Origin of the sequence: Stenotrophomonas rhizophila (genome assembly GCF_007667275.1) — a bacterium.
Taxonomy (GTDB): domain Bacteria; phylum Pseudomonadota; class Gammaproteobacteria; order Xanthomonadales; family Xanthomonadaceae; genus Stenotrophomonas; species Stenotrophomonas maltophilia_AE.
The window spans coordinates 109,095-123,505 of the sequence record NZ_VDQT01000002.1 but is presented as its reverse complement, the minus strand read 5'-3'; the positions used below and the strand labels follow the sequence as shown (position 1 = coordinate 123,505).

Below are 14,411 nucleotides of genomic sequence, written 5' to 3'. Positions count from 1 at the left end.
TTCTCCTTGTTGGTGAAGCGGGGGTGTTCAGTCCTGCCAGCGGCGGAAGATCAACGAGGTGTTGATGCCGCCGAAGGCGAAGTTGTTGCTCATCACGTACTCGGGCTGCATCTGGCGCCCTTCGCCGCGGATGAAGTCGAGTTCGCCGCAGCGCGGGTCGACCTGGTGCAGGTTCAGGGTCGGAGCAAACCAGCCCTCGCGCATCATTTCGATGGTGACCCAGGCTTCGAACGCGCCGCACGCACCCAGCATGTGGCCGACATAACTCTTCAGCGAGCTGATCGGCATGCCGGCGCCGAACACCTGCGCGGTGGCCTGGGTCTCGGCGATGTCGCCATGTTCGGTGGCGGTGCCGTGTGCGTTGACGTAGCCGATCTGGCCCGGTTCCAGGCCGGCATCTTCCAGCGCCAGGCGCATGGCCTGGGCCATGGTCTCGGCGGTGGGCTGGGTGACGTGCTGGCCGTCGCTGTTGGTGCCGTAGCCGACCACTTCGGCGAGGATGGTGGCGCCGCGTGCGCGCGCGTGTTCCAGTTCTTCCAGGATCAGCGTACCGGCACCCTCGCCCAGCACCAGGCCGTCGCGGTTGGCGTCGAACGGGCTGGGGGTGGTCTGCGGTGCGTCGTTGCGCACGCTGGTGGCGAACAGGGTGTCGAACACCGCCGCGGCGGTGGCATCGAGCTGTTCGGCGCCGCCGGTGACCATCACCGTCTGCTTGCCGCTGCGGATCGCCTCATACCCCGAGCCCACGCCCTGGCTGCCCGAGGTACAGGCGCTGGAGGTGGTGTAGACCCGCCCGGACAGGCCGAAGAACACGCCGATGTTCACCGGCGAGGTGTGGCTCATCATCTTCAGGTAGGTGGTGGCGCTGATGCCTTCGGTGGTGTGGTCATGCAGCATGCGGCCGAATTCGGCGGTCGCTTCATGGCTGCCCGACGACGAGCCGTAAGCCACGCCGGCCCGGCCGCTGCGCAGCACCGGGTGGCCGAGCAGGCCCGCCGCGTCCAGCGCCAGCTCGGTGGCGCGCACCGACATCACCGCGACCTTGCCCATGCTGCGGGTGGTCTTGCGATTGTAGTTGGATGGCAGCTCGAAGTCTTCCGCCGGTGCGGCCAGGCGGGTGTTCAGGCCATCGAAGACCTCCCAGCCGGGGATGTAGCGCACCGCGTTTTCGCGCGCATGCAGGCGCGCGCGGATGCTCGGCCAGTCATTGCCCAGCGGGCTGATCGCGGCCGCACCGGTCACCACCACACGACGTTCGGGCGCGCGCATCAGACCATGCCTCCGTTGACCGAGATCACCTGGCGGGTGATGTACCCCGCCGATTCGGAAAGCAGGAAGGAGACCGCATGCGCGACTTCGTCCGGCTGGCCCATGCGCCCGGCAGGAATCAGTTTGAGCGCGTGGTCGAGCACTTCCTGGTTGACCATCTCGGTCTCGATCAGGCCCGGCGCCACGCAGTTGACGGTGATCGCGCGGCTGGCCAGCTCCAGCGCCAGCGCCTTGGTGGCGCCGATGATGCCGGCCTTGGCGGCGCTGTAGTTGGTCTGGCCGCGATTGCCGACCAGCCCCGAGACCGAGGACAGGGTGACGATGCGGCCCGGCTTGCGCCGCCGCACCATCGGCATCACCAGCGGGTGCAGCACGTTGTAGAAGCTGTCCAGGTTGGTGTGCACCACGGCGTCCCAGTCCTCGGCGGGCATGGCCGGGAAGGCGCCGTCACGGGCGATGCCCGCGTTGCAGACCACGCCGTAGTAGGCGCCATGCGCCTCGACATCAGCCTCCAGCGCCGTACGCGCGGCCTCGCGGTCGGACACGTCGAACATCAGCACGCGGGCCTGCCGGCCGAGTGCCTGGATCTGCGCGACCACGTCCTGCGCTTCCTCGATCCGGCTGCGGCAATGCACCACCACGTCGAAGCCGTCGCGCGCGATACGCAGCGCCACGGCGCGGCCGATGCCCCGGCTGGCGCCAGTCACCAGCACGGTCAGATTCCCTGTCATGCCTCTCCACTCTCCAGATAGGCCATCGCATCGCGTGGTTCGAACACCGATACGTTGGCGACCGCCAATTCCTGCTCGCCGGCCAGGATCCGGCAGGCAAACATTCCCAGACCATTTTCGCCCATCAGCTCGCAATGTGCCTCCACCCGCAGGCAGGCGCCCGGGGCGAAGGCCGGCTGGTGGGCGGTGTAGCGCCGCGTGCCGAGCAGGAAGCCGATCGACGGCTGCCGTCCTTCGGCCCGCGCGCGGCACCCGGCCCAGGCGGCGATGGCCTGCGCCATGTACTCCACGCCGACCCAGGCCGGCACCCCGTCGGGGCCGGAGAACAGGCCACGTTCGGGTACATCCACCTCCACGACGATGGATTCAGGCTGCCAATCGACCACCCGGTCGATCAGCCGCATGCTGTCGCGGTGCGGCAGCAGGCTTTCGATATCGCTGGGCAGCGGCATGCTCATCCCCGTGCCAGCGCCAGCACGGCATTGCTGCCACCGAAGGCGAACGAGTGGCTGAGCACATGCTGCAGCGGCCGGGCCGCGCGCGCGCCCGGCGCGACCAGCGCCAGCGCCGGCAGCGCGTCGTCGACCTGGCCATCCCACCAGTGCGTGGGCAGCTGCTGGTCGGGATTGTCGGCCAACGTCAGCCAGCACAGCGCCGCTTCGATCGCCCCGGACGCACCCAGAGTGTGCCCGGTGAGCGGTTTGGTCGAGCTGGCCGGCACCTGCGGGCCCAGCACGCTGGCCACCGCCAGGCTTTCCATGGCGTCGTTGTGGCCAGTGGCGGTGCCGTGCAGGTTCACGTAATCGACCTGCCCGGGCGCCAGCCCGGCGCGCTCCAGCGCCTGCTGCATGGCATCGATCGCGCCACGCGCCTGCGGGTCCGGCGCGGACATGTGGTGGGCGTCGGACGACTCGCCCCAGCCGGACAGGCGCACCGGCCCGGGCTCGCGGCTCATGAGGAACAGCGCCGCGCCCTCGCCGATGTTGATGCCGTTGCGATGCCGCGAGAACGGATTGCAGCGCGCCGCCGACACCGACTCGAGCGCGCTGAAACCGGCCACGGTGAAGCGGCACAACGAATCGGCGCCGCCGGCGACCACTGCGTCGACGACGCCGCTGCGCAGCAGGCGCGCGGCGGACATCAGCGCCTTGGCACTGGACGAACACGCGGTGGAGATCGTCCAGGCCGGGCCCAGGCTGCCGATGCGTTCGCGCACGAAACGCGCCGAGGTCCCCATTTCCTGCTGGGCGTAATCGAAATCGTCAGGCCAGCGGCCTTCGTCGGCCTGCAGGCGCAGCGCGCCCTCGGATTCACCGATGCCGGAGGTGCTGGTGCCGATGATCACCGCGACGCGGTCGGCCCCATGGCGGGCCACGGCGGCATCCACCGCCGGGCGGATCTGCTGCAGCGCCGCTTCCAGCAGCGCATTGTTGCGCCCGCGCAGGGCGACCGGCAGCGCCGACAGGTCGGGCAAGGGGCCGGTCACTTCGCCCAGGGCCAGGGTCCGGCCGGCGAGGATCTGGTCGTTGTCGCGCAGGCCGCCGGGCTGGTCGGCGAACAGGCCGTCGCGCACCTGCGCGCGCCCGCTGCCCAGCGCACAGATCACGCCCAGCTCGTTCAGATATACCGCAGTACTGCTCACTGTCGTGCCTGTCCCATGTCCAACGATTCGATCACCAGTTCGTAGCCTTCGGCCAGGTTGCGCAGCCGCACCTGCCCGTCGTCCAGCGGTTCAAGCACCAGCCATGCCTTGCCCGCCTGCTCCAGGCGGCGGCCACCGTCGGCCTCCACCAGGCGCCAGTCTGCCGGCAATGCAGCCCGGATGGCATCGGCCGGCCACAGCGCGAACTGAAGGTCGTCCAGCACGCGCTCGCCGCGCACCTGTGGCGGCAGCCAGGGCGCGCGGGTCTGTTCCAGGGTATGTCCATCCCAGACCATGCGCACGCCGGTCTGGCCCATCGCCTGCACCGCCAGCCGCACCTGCTCGCCGTCGGCTTCCAGCAGCGCGTCCAGCGTGCGCTCGTGGCTGCCGAAACGGAACTGCAGGCGCTGCTGCAGCTGCAGCGGCTCGGCCAGCGCCGACGGCGCCAGCTGCAGGGTCGGCAGCTGCACCAGCGGCGCTGGCATGCGGGTGCTGGCGCAGGCGGCCAGCAGCACGCCCAGCAGCAGGGTCAGGATCAGCCGGTGCACAGTTCCTCCAGCACCCGCAGGCGACGGCCGCTGTCATCGGCCACGTACGGGTTGTTGGTGTCCCACGCATAGCCGGCCAGGATCGAGGAGATCATGCGGCGCACGTCGGGCTGCGGATCGGGGTGATAGATGATCTTCTGGAAACCGCCGGCGTACCAGGCTTCGACGAAGCGGCGGAAGGTCTTCACCCCGGCACGCAGCGGCACGGCGAATTCACGTTCCCAGTCCACCTGCTCGCCGGCATGGCGGCGCGCCAGGCAATCGCTGGCCAGCTGCGCGGACTTGAAGGCGATGGTCACGCCCGAGGAAAACACCGGGTCGAGGAACTCGCCGGCGTTGCCCAGCAGCGCGTAGCCCTCGCCCCACAGCGAACTGACGTTGGCCGAATACCCGGTGATGGTACGTACCGGCAGCACCGCCCATTCGGCGTTCTTCAGCAGGCGGGTCAGGTTCGGGTCTTCGCCGACGATGGCCTGCAGCTTCTCCAGGTCGGTGCCGGGGTACTTCTCGAAGAAGCTCGGTTCGGCCACCACGCCCAGCGAACAGCAGCCGTTGGAGAACGGGATGGTCCAGTACCACACGTCCACGTGCTCGGGATGGGTGGTGATCAGGATCTTGTTGCGGTCGAAGTTGGCGTCGGCCGGGATGTGGTCGCGCACGTGGCAGAAGATCGCGCCACGCACCGGGAAGTTCGACGGCGACTCGAGGTTGAGCAGGCGCGGCAGCAGGCGGGCGAAACCGCTGGCATCGAGGATGAAGCCGGCTTCGATGGTGTATTCGCTGCCATCCGGGCGGCGCACCTGCACGCGCGCTGGGCTGCCGGGCTCGACCGAGAGCACTTCATCGCCAAAACGCAGGGTGGTGCCCATGCGCTCAGCGCCACGGGCCAGCACGTCGTCGAAGTTGGCGCGCTGCACCTGGTAGGTGGTGCCCCAGCCCGGCGAGAACTTGTCGCGGAAATCGAACTCGGTGGTGCGGTCGCCGCGCACGAAGGCCGCGCCGTTCTTGTACTGGAAACCGGCCTGGACCACGTCCTGCAGCAGCCCGGCCGCTTCGATGTATTCCATGCTCTGCGGCAGCAGGCTCTCGCCGATGGAGAAGCGCGGGAACTGCTGGCGCTCCAGCATCAGTACCTGGCGGCCCTGCCGGCGCAGCATGGCGGCAGCGACCGACCCGGCGGGACCTGCGCCGATCACCAGGATTTCGGTTGTTTCCAGTGCAGCAGTCATCGATACATCCTTGATCAAGGGAAAGTGGGGTCGGCGCGGTCGCTCAGTGCGGTGCGTCGTGGGGCGGTGGACGGAACAGGGGCGAGATCAGCCAGACCAGGCCGATGCCGAACAGCAGGGTGAGGCCGAACGCGCGCAGCGCCGGCGTGGCCGACAGGCCCAGCAGGCCGAACGAGAGCCAGGTACTGGCCGCGCCCACGCACACCGCCAACCAGGCGCTGGCATCGCCCCGGTGTTCGATCAGGAAGATGCCGTAGTCGATGCCCATGCCCAGCAGCAGCATCAGCGCCAGTACGTTGAACAGCTGCAGCGGCTGCCCGAACAGGCCAAGCAGGCCCAGGGTGAGCGCGCCGGCCGCCAGCGTGGGGGCGAACACCCGCCATGCCTGCGCGCGGTAGCGCCAGTACAGCACCGCGAACACCAGCACGATGCCGACCAGCAGCAGGGCGCTCATCAGCTTGCGGTAATGCTTGAGCAGCGCGGAGAAATCGGCGGTGCGGTCGACCCAGCGCACGCCCTCGATACCCTTGGCCTGCGCTTCCAGCAGGGTCAGCGCATCGGCGCGCGAGAGGTCGTCGACCATCACCACCGAGGCCACGCCCTGCCCTACTTCGCCCAGCCACAGGTGGCGGAACGGCATGGCCGCCGGGGACGCGAGGAAGGCCTCGGCCTGCAGGTCCTGCGCGGCGTAGTCCGGGCGCTGCAGCGGTTCGCCCACGGCCTCGCCCACGGCGGCCAGTACCTGCGGCTCGACGCGCGCGGTCAGCGCGGCATCGGCGCGCTGGCGCTGCACCGACGGCAGCCAGTCGCTGATGGCGCGGTAGCCGCCGATCTGCTTGTCCGCCGACAGCACGCGCAGGCGCGCGATCAGCGCTTCCTCGCGTTCCAGCACCTGTTCGGCGTTGTCGCCCTGCACCAGGTAGAACTGCGCCGGACTGGGCATGCCCAGCATCTGGCTGATGCGGATCTGCTGGTTGATCAGCGCCATCGGCGAGGACTGCAGGCTGCGCAGGTTGTCATCGGCCTGCAGCCGCCAGATGCCTGCCGCCGACAGCACCACCACCACGCCCAGGAACAACCCGACCGGGCGGCGTCCCTGCAGGCGCGGCCAGCGCTCCAGGGTGGCGCCCAGCCAGCGCGCGAAACGCGTGCTGCGGATTTCGCCGCCGTCCAGCCAGGGGAACCAGAAGATCACGGTCAGGAACGCGGCGGCCAGGCCGACTACCGAGAACAGCGCCATCTGGCGCAGGCCCGGGAACGGGGCCAGGCCCAGCGCGAGGTACGCCAGCGCGCTGGTCAGCAGCGCCAGCCACAGGCCGGGCAGCAGGTGCCGCAGCAGTTTCCACCGGCGGTCGGCCGGTTCGGCCTGGCGCGACGCGAACCAGTGGATGCCGTAGTCCTCGGCCACGCCGACCAGCGATGCGCCGAACACCAGGGTGAGCACGTGGACCTTGCCGAACACCAGCACGGTGACCGCGAGCGCGACCCCGCAACCGATCAGCAGCGAGGCGGCCACCAGCAGGATCGGGCGCAGCGAGCGGAACGCCAGCCAGACCAGCAGCAGCACGGCCGCCAGCGATCCCCAGCCGATGGTGTTGATTTCCCGGTTGGCCTGCACGGCGGCGGCCTCGGCATGCAGCGGCACGCCCGCGCGCAGCACTTCCAGCCCCGGCGCATGTTTCGTGGCGGCGGCGGTGGCGGCATCGAGCAGCAGGTCGACGTGGCGTTCGCCATCGAGCTGGAACGCCGAGCCGGTGGTTTCGTACTGGATCACCGACCAGTGCTTGCCATCGGCTTCGAGCAGGCCGTCGTCGCCCATGCGCAGGCCGGAGCCGAGGGCGCGTTCCTGCCACCACTGCGGCCACAGCGACAGCGGGTCCTGGCGCCAGTCGGTGAGGCGCGGGGCGCCCATCGGGCCGTACAGCGCGGCGAGCGCGGATTCGGAAAGGCTTTCCGGGGAGTCCTGCTGCAGGCGCTGGCGCTGCTGGTCGGTCAGCAGGCGATCGCGGTAGGGCGCGTAGAAGGCGCGCGCCTGGTCGAACCAGCCTTCGATCGAGCCGCTTTCCTGTAGCGCGGGGCTCTGCGCCGCCGGGCGGTCCGGGTGTGCGTGCAGCGGGGCAGAGCCCCGCTCTACGGTGGTATCTGGTGGGGTGATGGTGGCGCGGAAGGCGGCTTCTGCGGCTTTGGTCTGGGCAGCGTCGGTGCTGCCGAGCAGCACCACGACCTGACGCGAATTCGCGTCGGCGATGCGCCGGGTGACGTCGGACAGCAGGCGATCGTGCGCGTCCTGTGGCAGCAGCGCGAGGATGTCGGTGTCGATCCGCGCTTCGGTCGACCACAGCTGCCACTGCTGCAGGCCCAGCCCGACCAGCACCAGCAGCCAGGCCACCGCCAGCCAGCGCCAGGCGCGCTGCAACCGCCCGTTCTCGCGCCAGGCCGAGTTCAACGACTCATTCAAACCGGCGGCCCTCGTCGGCGCTGAGCTGCGCCGGGGTTTCGCTCAGGGCGGCGAAGTGGATGCGGGTGACGTCCTGGTTGGCTTCGGTGATCTGCACCTCGCGCACGTAGCGGTCACCGCTCAGTTCCAGCGCGCTGAACACCTTGGCCAGCATCGGCGAGCGCGGGGTGAGGTGCATGCGCCAGCCGTTGTCGGGCAGTGCGTCGACCTTGACGGTGAACTGCGCCGACAGCGCCTGCGCATCGCCGCTCATCAGCGCGAACATGATCGCGTTGACCGAGCGCATCGCCGGCTGCTGGCGGCCGTCGAGCTCGACCCGGCTGCTGCCGTCGCGCTGGCGGCTGAGGATGCGGTCGCGGGTGACCACCACTTCGGACGGGAAGGGCTTGAGCGTGGTCCAGATCACGCCACGGTCCTGGGCCAGCACGAAGCGGCCCTGCGAGCGCAGCGGGTTCTTGAACCCGGCCACCTGCTTGTCCTGGCTGAACTCGCCGCGCAGCACGTTGACCTTGGCCACGCGCTGCTTGACCAGGTCCACGTCCGCCGTTGGGGCGGAAAACGCGGGCACGGCCACGAACAGCAGCATCAGCACGCCCAGCGTGCGCAGGAATCGGTTCATGGCGCGTCTACTCCCAGCCGTTCCCACAGTACCGAGGGGCACAGGTACAGCATTTCGTTGGTGGCCGCGTCGACCGCGACCTGGATGGTGTGGGCGCGAGTGAGCACCTTGCCGCTGCCCGCGTCGAGGATCTCGTAGGCGATCTTCAAGCGGTTTTCCCACTCGGTGATGGTGGCGCGCACGCGCAGCGCCTGGCCGTACAGCAGCGGACGGATGTACTTCACGCGCGCATCGACCACCGGCCAGATGTAGCCGGAATCGCGCATCTGCGGGTAGTCGTAGTCGTAGCGCTGCAGCAGCGCGCAGCGCGCCACTTCGAAGTACTTGAAGTAGTTGCCGTGCCAGACCACGTGCATCGGGTCGCAGTCGTGGAAGGTCGGCGACAGCGCGACCTCCAGGCTCAGGTCAGGGGCGGTCATACAGGCTCCAGCGCTGGCCACGGATATCGTCGAGCAGCCCGCGCAGCTCGCCATCCAGTGCGCGATCCTCCTCGACCAGCGCGATGCGTCCGCACAGGTCCTGGTACATGGCGGCCAGGTCGCCGTGCAGGGTGGCGTTCATGCCGACGCGTTCGCGCAGCGCCACGCCCTGGCGCGCGGCGATCAGCATGCCGGCCACCACCTGTTCGGTCAGCTCGATCACGCGCAGGCAGTCGCGCGCGGCGATGGTGCCCATGCTGACCTTGTCCTGGTTGTGGCATTCGGTGGAACGCGAGAACACCGAGGCCGGCATGGTCTGCTTGAGCGCTTCGGCGGTCCACGCCGAGACGCTGATCTGCAGCGCCTTCAGGCCGTGGTTGATCGGCGCACGCTCACCGGTGGAGGCCGACAGGTTGGCCGGCAGGCCGTGGTTGAAGCGTGCATCCACCACCAGCGCCAGCTGGCGGTCGAGCAGGTCGGCCAGGTTGGCGATGGTGTTCTTCAGCGCATCCATCGCGAACGCGATGTGGCCACCATAGAAGTGGCCGCCGTGCAGGATGCGTTCGCCGTCGGCGTCGATCAGCGGGTTGTCGTTGGCGCTGTTGAGTTCGGTTTCGATGAACTGGCGCAGGAACGGCAGCGCATCCTGGACCACGCCGATCACGTGCGGGGCGCAGCGCAGCGAGTAGCGGTCCTGCAGGCGCTGTTCGTTGCGCGGCGGGCGGTCGCTGTGCAGGTCCTCGCGCAGGCGCGCGGCGATCTGCATCTGGCCCGGGTGCGGCTTGGCCGCGAACAGCATCTCGTCGAAGTGGTGCGCATTGCCGTCGCTGGCCAGCACGTTGAACGCGGTCAGGCGCGTGGCGAGCTTGGTGAGATAGTCAGCGCGGTCGTAGGCCAGGCAGGCCAGCGCGGTCATCACCGCGGTGCCGTTCATGATCGCCAGGCCTTCCTTGGGCCGCAGCCGCAGCGGCGCCATGCCTATCTCGGCCAGCACTTCGGCGGCCGGGCGGCGTGCCCCCTGGTACATCACTTCGCGTTCGCCACACAGCACGGCGGCCACGTAGGACAGCGGAGTGAGGTCGCCACTGGCGCCGACCGAACCTTCGGCCGGAATCAACGGCAGCACGTCGTGGCGCAGCAGCGTGGCCAGGCCCTGCAGCAGCGGATGGCTGACCCCGGACATGCCGCGCACCAGCGAGGCCAGGCGCGCGGCGATCACCGCGCGGGTTTCCTGTTCGTCCAGGAAGCGGCCCAGGCCACAGCCGTGGTAGGTGAACAGGTGGTGCGGCAGTTCGGCTACCAGCGCCGGCGGAATGTTGACCGTGCACGAGTCACCATAGCCGGTGGTCACGCCGTAGATCACCCCGTCTTCGCGCAGCAGGCGATCGAGGAAATCGGCGCCGCGCTGGATGCGCGCGGTGAATGCCGGGTCGTCGCTGACCACGGCGTAGGCGTGGCGCTGCGACAGCGCGACCACGTCTTCAATGGTCAGCGGCGCATCGCCGAAGCGGAGCGTCCGGGCCGGGGTGGAGCCTGCATTACGTGCCATGAGATGCCTGATCCCAGAAGGGGAAGAAGTTGAACCAGTCCAAGGGGGCTTCGGTGACCTGCTGTTCCAGCCACCGGGCGAAATGTTCGGCCTGCGCGGTCAGCGCCGCATCGCGCGAGCCGCGCGGCAGGATGATGCGGTCGCTGAAGTGCTCGAAGCGCACGCGGTAGCCCTTGCCCTCATGCAGGCAGGCCATGGTGTAGACCGGGCATGCCAGCGCGGAGGCGAGCACGTAGGCACCGATCGGGAACTGCGCGGTGTGGCCGAGGAACGGCGCCGGCACGGTGCGCCCGCCGCGCAGCGGCACGCGGTCGCCGACGATGGCCACGAAGCCGCCCGCCTGCACCCGCCGCTGCAGTTCCACGGCGGTGGCCGGGCCCATGTCGGTGACCTGCATCAGCTCCACCGAGGCCAGCGGGTCCAGCCGTTGCATCAGCCGGTTGAAGCGCTGCGCGTGGGCGGTGTGCACCAGCACGGTGATGTGGAAGCCGGGCACCTGCTCGGCCAGCACCTGGCACAGCTCCAGGCAGCCGATGTGCGCGGTGAGGATCAGCCCGCCTTCGCGGCGTGCGATCTTTTCCAGCATCAGGTCGCGCTGCAGCTGGATGCGCTCGGGCGGGTAGCGCCCGCCCAGGCCGAGCAGCTTGTCCAGCAGCGTGTCGGCGAACAGCGCGAAGTGTTTCAGGCTGGTCAAGCGCCCCGGCGTACCGCCGAGCACGCCGGTGTGCGCCTGCAGCCGCTCCAGGTACTGCAGCGAGGCGCGGCGCGCCACGCTGTTGCTCAACCAATGGCACAGCACCACCGGGTATACGCACAGGCGGAACGGCCAGCGTCCGAACCAGCGGTGTACCCAGCACAGGAACAGCACCCCGGCGGCCGAGGTGGTCTCACCCAGGTCGGCCCAGTGCGGGGCGTTGGCCGGTGCCGGTGCGTTCATGCCGCCGCGGTTCCTGCTACGCGGCGCCACAGCAGGCGCGGCGCGCGCCGCAGCATGCCGAAGAACAGCCGGGTGTGCATGCGGCTGATGCGCACGTTGTCGCGCCACACATCGAAGTGCGACACGCCGTCGCTGGGATAGGTAACCCGGGTGGGCACGCTGATCACCGCCACGTCGCGCCAGAACAGCCGCACCAGGATCTCGCTGTCGAAATCCATGCGCCGGCCGATGGTTTCTTCGCCGACCAGGCGGGTGACCGGGGCCAGCGGATACAGGCGGAAGCCGCACATCGAATCGCGGATCCGCAGCGACAGGGTGTTGATCCAGACCCAGATGTGGGTGGCGTAACGGCCGTACAGGCGCGCCTTGGGCACGCTCTCGTCGTAGGCCGGAATGCCGCAGATCACCGCCTGCGGATGCTGCGTCGCCAGCGCCTGGAAGCGCGGGATGTCGCCGGGATCGTGCTGGCCATCGGCATCGATCTGCAGCACGTGCGAGTACCCGCGCCGTGCCGCTTCGGCGAACCCGGCCAGCATGGCGCCGCCCTTGCCCTGGTTCACGTCCAGGCGCAGCAACGCGACCTGGTCCGGGTGCGCCTGCGCCAGGGCCTGCAGTACCTGCGCGCAGGCCAGGTGCGAACCGTCATCCACCAGCAGGCAGGGCAGTCCACTGGCACGCACGCCCTGCACCACCGCGCCGATGGCCTGTTCGTGGTCGTAGACCGGAATCACCACCAGCGTGGACAGCGACGGCGCGGAAGACGGCTCATGCATCGCCGAACACCACCCGGCCGCTGGCATGCACGCCATGGTCGGACACATAGCGGAAGCTCAGCACCGATTTGAGCGCGTCCCAGCCCAGGGTCAGCTGCAGCCGGTCGCCCGGACGTGCCACATGCTGGAATTTCAGGGCATCCATCCGCTCGAAGCGCGGCGGCATGCTGAACACTTCGCGCGCGAAGTGGATGGCCCAGTCCAGCTGGACCACACCCGGCAGGATCTTCGCCTGCGGGAAGTGCCCGTCGAAGGCGACCAGCTCCGGGTCCAGCGGCAGCAGCAGCTGCGCGGCGTCCGCATCGCGCTGCTGCCACTGCGCCACCGGCAGCAGCGGCCGGAACAGCGCTTCGAGCGACGACGCGGTGACCTTGCCCTGTGCGTTGTACGGCAGCTCCTCGATGAAGCGCCAGCGTCGCGGCCGGGTCACCGCGTCATGGCTCTGCGCCAGGTGCGCGCCCAGCGCCTGCGCCTGCTGGCGTCGCTGCGCGTCTGTCCACTGCGCCACGCCAGCAGCCTGCGGCACCACCACGGCGGCCAGCTGTTCGCGCGCCCCGGGCAGCACCAGCACGCGCACGTCCTGCACCTGCGGGTGCGCGCGCAGGTGCTGTTCCAGTGCATCGAGCGACACTCGGCGCTCTTCGATCTTGACGATCCGGTCGGCCCGCCCGAGCAGGCGGAAACTGCGCCCGGCATCGGCCTCCACGCGGTCCTGGGTCTGCCACCACGCCGCATCGGCCAGGTGCGGCGACGCTACCGACAGGCAACCGTCCTCGATGCGCCAGGACACGCCGGGCAGAGGATGCCACTGCGGCTGCTCCGCGCTCCAGCGGCGCCAGGCGATGCCGCCGGTCTCGCTGCTGCCGAACACTTCGGTGGGCGCCACGCCGAGCAGCGCGCGCGCCTGCAGTGCGGCCTCGCTGGGCAGCGGGCCGCCGGAGGAAAACACCGCGCGCAGGCGGCCGTCCAACGACGACCAGTCCAGCTGTTCCGGCAGGCGCTTGAGATGGGCCGGGGTGGCGACCAGCACCGACGGCTGCCGTGCCAGCGCGCTGACCAGGTCTTCGTGGAAGAAGCGGCGCGGCTGGATCGCACGGCCCGCGGCCAACGGCCACAGCACGCGGAACAGCAGGCCGTAGATGTGCTGGTGCGAGACGGTGCCGTGGACCTGCGCGCCGTCGAGCTGTTCGCCGAAGGCGGCCTGCAGCGCATCGACCTCGCGGGTCAGCTGGCGCATGCGCTTGCTGATCGCGCTGGGCGCGCCGGTGCTGCCGGAGGTGAACACCACCAGTTCCAGCGCATCCTCGTCCAGCGCCGCCAGCACGGTGTCCGGAGGCGCGGCGTCGAGGGGCTGCAACGGGGCATAGCGGGCGGGTACGTCACCGGCGAACCCGGCCACGCGAGGGCCCAGCCCGTCGAGGGTGGCCGGGAGGCTATCGCCGCCCAGGAACACGCGTTTTCCCGCATGCCAGGCGCCGAAGAGCGCAGCGGCAAAGGCCAGCGTGTCGTCGAAATACAGCGCCCAGTCGCGGCCCGGCGCGGCGGCGAACGCCTGTTGCCAGCCCAGCACCCGGGTGCGGAATTCCGCGTGGTCGACACCGCGGCCCTCGGCGTCGATGCCGACGATGCGGTCGGGCTGCGGGGCCAGGGCCAACCGGTCCAGCGCGATCCACTCAGCCATGCGCGTGCGCCGCCTTCACCCGCCGCCGCACCAGCCATTCACCACCAAACAGGACACCCATCATCACGTAGGCCAACAATCCGTTGTAGAGCGCCCAGACCTGGTTGGAGGCCCAGAACGCCGTGACCAGGGCCAGGGCCCCGTTGAGGACGAAAAAGCCGCACCACACCTGGGTGACGCGGCGGGTATAGACCACGGCGAACGGCGGCAGGTCCGGCTCGGTCAATCTTGCCAGCCGCTCCACCGCGCTGGGCGGGAAGCGCAGGCTGGTGGCGAAGATCACCAGCATCACCGCATTGACCAGCGCCGGGTACAGCTTCAACGGCAAGGCCTGGTTGAACGCAGTGGCCAGCAGCGCCAGCAGGCCGGCACCGAGGGCGGCGGCCCACCACACCGGTTGGCGGGTGGTCAGCGCGCGCAGGGCGGCCAGTGCGAACAGAAGCAGCGCCATCCAGCGCGGTTCGAAGCGGCCCAGCGACAGGTACACCACCAGCGGATACGCCAGCGACAGCACCGCAAACGCCGCGACCCGCACCCGGACCATGGTCGACCTTCA

14 protein-coding genes are annotated in these 14,411 nt (G+C 69.6%); all 14 read right to left on the bottom strand.

What is annotated here, in order from left to right; genetic code table 11:
• Nucleotides 1-27 precede the first annotated feature (27 nt).
• The 14 genes from FSZ13_RS06695 to FSZ13_RS06630 are packed head-to-tail and all read right to left on the bottom strand — an operon-like array spanning nucleotide 28 to nucleotide 14,399.
• The gene (locus FSZ13_RS06695) at nucleotides 28-1,269 is read right to left on the bottom strand and encodes a beta-ketoacyl-ACP synthase (RefSeq protein ID WP_145478692.1); all 1,242 of its coding nucleotides are present in this window, start codon (nucleotides 1,267-1,269) and stop codon (nucleotides 28-30) included.
• Entirely contained in the window at nucleotides 1,269-2,000 is a 732-nt protein-coding gene (gene fabG / locus FSZ13_RS06690) for a 3-oxoacyl-ACP reductase FabG (protein ID WP_145478690.1), read from the bottom strand. The genes FSZ13_RS06695 and fabG overlap by 1 nt, the downstream gene beginning before the upstream one ends.
• Nucleotides 1,997-2,458 (bottom strand): hotdog family protein, encoded by a 462-nt coding sequence (locus FSZ13_RS06685; protein ID WP_186308862.1) that lies wholly within the window; start codon nucleotides 2,456-2,458, stop codon nucleotides 1,997-1,999. The genes fabG and FSZ13_RS06685 overlap by 4 nt, the downstream gene beginning before the upstream one ends.
• Nucleotides 2,455-3,642, bottom strand: coding sequence for a beta-ketoacyl-[acyl-carrier-protein] synthase family protein (locus FSZ13_RS06680; protein ID WP_145478688.1), 1,188 nt, complete (start codon nucleotides 3,640-3,642; stop codon nucleotides 2,455-2,457). The genes FSZ13_RS06685 and FSZ13_RS06680 overlap by 4 nt, the downstream gene beginning before the upstream one ends.
• On the bottom strand, nucleotides 3,639-4,190 hold the full coding sequence (locus tag FSZ13_RS06675; protein ID WP_145478686.1) for a DUF3261 domain-containing protein: 552 nt from the start codon (nucleotides 4,188-4,190) through the stop codon (nucleotides 3,639-3,641). Before FSZ13_RS06675 ends, FSZ13_RS06680 begins: the two co-directional genes overlap by 4 nt.
• Nucleotides 4,178-5,419 carry an NAD(P)/FAD-dependent oxidoreductase gene (locus FSZ13_RS06670; RefSeq protein WP_145478684.1) on the bottom strand — a complete coding sequence of 414 codons (1,242 nt, stop codon included), beginning with the start codon at nucleotides 5,417-5,419 and terminating at the stop codon, nucleotides 4,178-4,180. The genes FSZ13_RS06675 and FSZ13_RS06670 overlap by 13 nt, the downstream gene beginning before the upstream one ends.
• A 43-nt stretch (nucleotides 5,420-5,462) precedes the next feature.
• Nucleotides 5,463-7,865 carry an MMPL family transporter gene (locus FSZ13_RS06665; RefSeq protein WP_260844111.1) on the bottom strand — a complete coding sequence of 801 codons (2,403 nt, stop codon included), beginning with the start codon at nucleotides 7,863-7,865 and terminating at the stop codon, nucleotides 5,463-5,465.
• A 4-nt stretch (nucleotides 7,866-7,869) separates the two neighbouring features.
• Nucleotides 7,870-8,496 (bottom strand): LolA family protein, encoded by a 627-nt coding sequence (locus tag FSZ13_RS06660; protein ID WP_145478681.1) that lies wholly within the window; start codon nucleotides 8,494-8,496, stop codon nucleotides 7,870-7,872.
• Nucleotides 8,493-8,915: an acyl-CoA thioesterase gene (locus tag FSZ13_RS06655; protein WP_145478679.1), complete on the bottom strand. Its 423-nt coding sequence runs from the start codon at nucleotides 8,913-8,915 to the stop codon at nucleotides 8,493-8,495. The genes FSZ13_RS06660 and FSZ13_RS06655 overlap by 4 nt, the downstream gene beginning before the upstream one ends.
• Nucleotides 8,902-10,464, bottom strand: coding sequence for an HAL/PAL/TAL family ammonia-lyase (locus FSZ13_RS06650; RefSeq protein WP_145478678.1), 1,563 nt, complete (start codon nucleotides 10,462-10,464; stop codon nucleotides 8,902-8,904). Before FSZ13_RS06650 ends, FSZ13_RS06655 begins: the two co-directional genes overlap by 14 nt.
• Nucleotides 10,454-11,401, bottom strand: coding sequence for an acyltransferase (locus tag FSZ13_RS06645; protein ID WP_145478676.1), 948 nt, complete (start codon nucleotides 11,399-11,401; stop codon nucleotides 10,454-10,456). The genes FSZ13_RS06650 and FSZ13_RS06645 overlap by 11 nt, the downstream gene beginning before the upstream one ends.
• Nucleotides 11,398-12,174 carry a glycosyltransferase family 2 protein gene (locus tag FSZ13_RS06640; protein ID WP_145478674.1) on the bottom strand — a complete coding sequence of 259 codons (777 nt, stop codon included), beginning with the start codon at nucleotides 12,172-12,174 and terminating at the stop codon, nucleotides 11,398-11,400. The genes FSZ13_RS06645 and FSZ13_RS06640 overlap by 4 nt, the downstream gene beginning before the upstream one ends.
• Nucleotides 12,167-13,855: an AMP-binding protein gene (locus FSZ13_RS06635; protein WP_145478672.1), complete on the bottom strand. Its 1,689-nt coding sequence runs from the start codon at nucleotides 13,853-13,855 to the stop codon at nucleotides 12,167-12,169. The genes FSZ13_RS06640 and FSZ13_RS06635 overlap by 8 nt, the downstream gene beginning before the upstream one ends.
• Entirely contained in the window at nucleotides 13,848-14,399 is a 552-nt protein-coding gene (locus FSZ13_RS06630; RefSeq protein WP_145478670.1) for a hypothetical protein, read from the bottom strand. Before FSZ13_RS06630 ends, FSZ13_RS06635 begins: the two co-directional genes overlap by 8 nt.
• Between the last annotated feature and the right edge of the window lie 12 nt (nucleotides 14,400-14,411).

Excerpts from the sequence above, each read along its gene's own strand:
- FSZ13_RS06695 (WP_145478692.1), bottom strand. The coding sequence starts at position 1,269 with ATGCGCGCGCCCGAACGTCGTGTGGTGGTGACCGGTGCGGCCGCGATC.
- fabG (WP_145478690.1), bottom strand. The coding sequence starts at position 2,000 with ATGACAGGGAATCTGACCGTGCTGGTGACTGGCGCCAGCCGGGGCATC.
- FSZ13_RS06685 (WP_186308862.1), bottom strand. The coding sequence starts at position 2,458 with ATGAGCATGCCGCTGCCCAGCGATATCGAAAGCCTGCTGCCGCACCGC.
- FSZ13_RS06670 (WP_145478684.1), bottom strand. The coding sequence starts at position 5,419 with ATGACTGCTGCACTGGAAACAACCGAAATCCTGGTGATCGGCGCAGGT.
- FSZ13_RS06660 (WP_145478681.1), bottom strand. The coding sequence starts at position 8,496 with ATGAACCGATTCCTGCGCACGCTGGGCGTGCTGATGCTGCTGTTCGTG.
- FSZ13_RS06655 (WP_145478679.1), bottom strand. The coding sequence starts at position 8,915 with ATGACCGCCCCTGACCTGAGCCTGGAGGTCGCGCTGTCGCCGACCTTC.
- FSZ13_RS06650 (WP_145478678.1), bottom strand. The coding sequence starts at position 10,464 with ATGGCACGTAATGCAGGCTCCACCCCGGCCCGGACGCTCCGCTTCGGC.
- FSZ13_RS06645 (WP_145478676.1), bottom strand. The coding sequence starts at position 11,401 with ATGAACGCACCGGCACCGGCCAACGCCCCGCACTGGGCCGACCTGGGT.
- FSZ13_RS06640 (WP_145478674.1), bottom strand. The coding sequence starts at position 12,174 with ATGCATGAGCCGTCTTCCGCGCCGTCGCTGTCCACGCTGGTGGTGATT.
- FSZ13_RS06635 (WP_145478672.1), bottom strand. The coding sequence starts at position 13,855 with ATGGCTGAGTGGATCGCGCTGGACCGGTTGGCCCTGGCCCCGCAGCCC.
- FSZ13_RS06630 (WP_145478670.1), bottom strand. The coding sequence starts at position 14,399 with ATGGTCCGGGTGCGGGTCGCGGCGTTTGCGGTGCTGTCGCTGGCGTAT.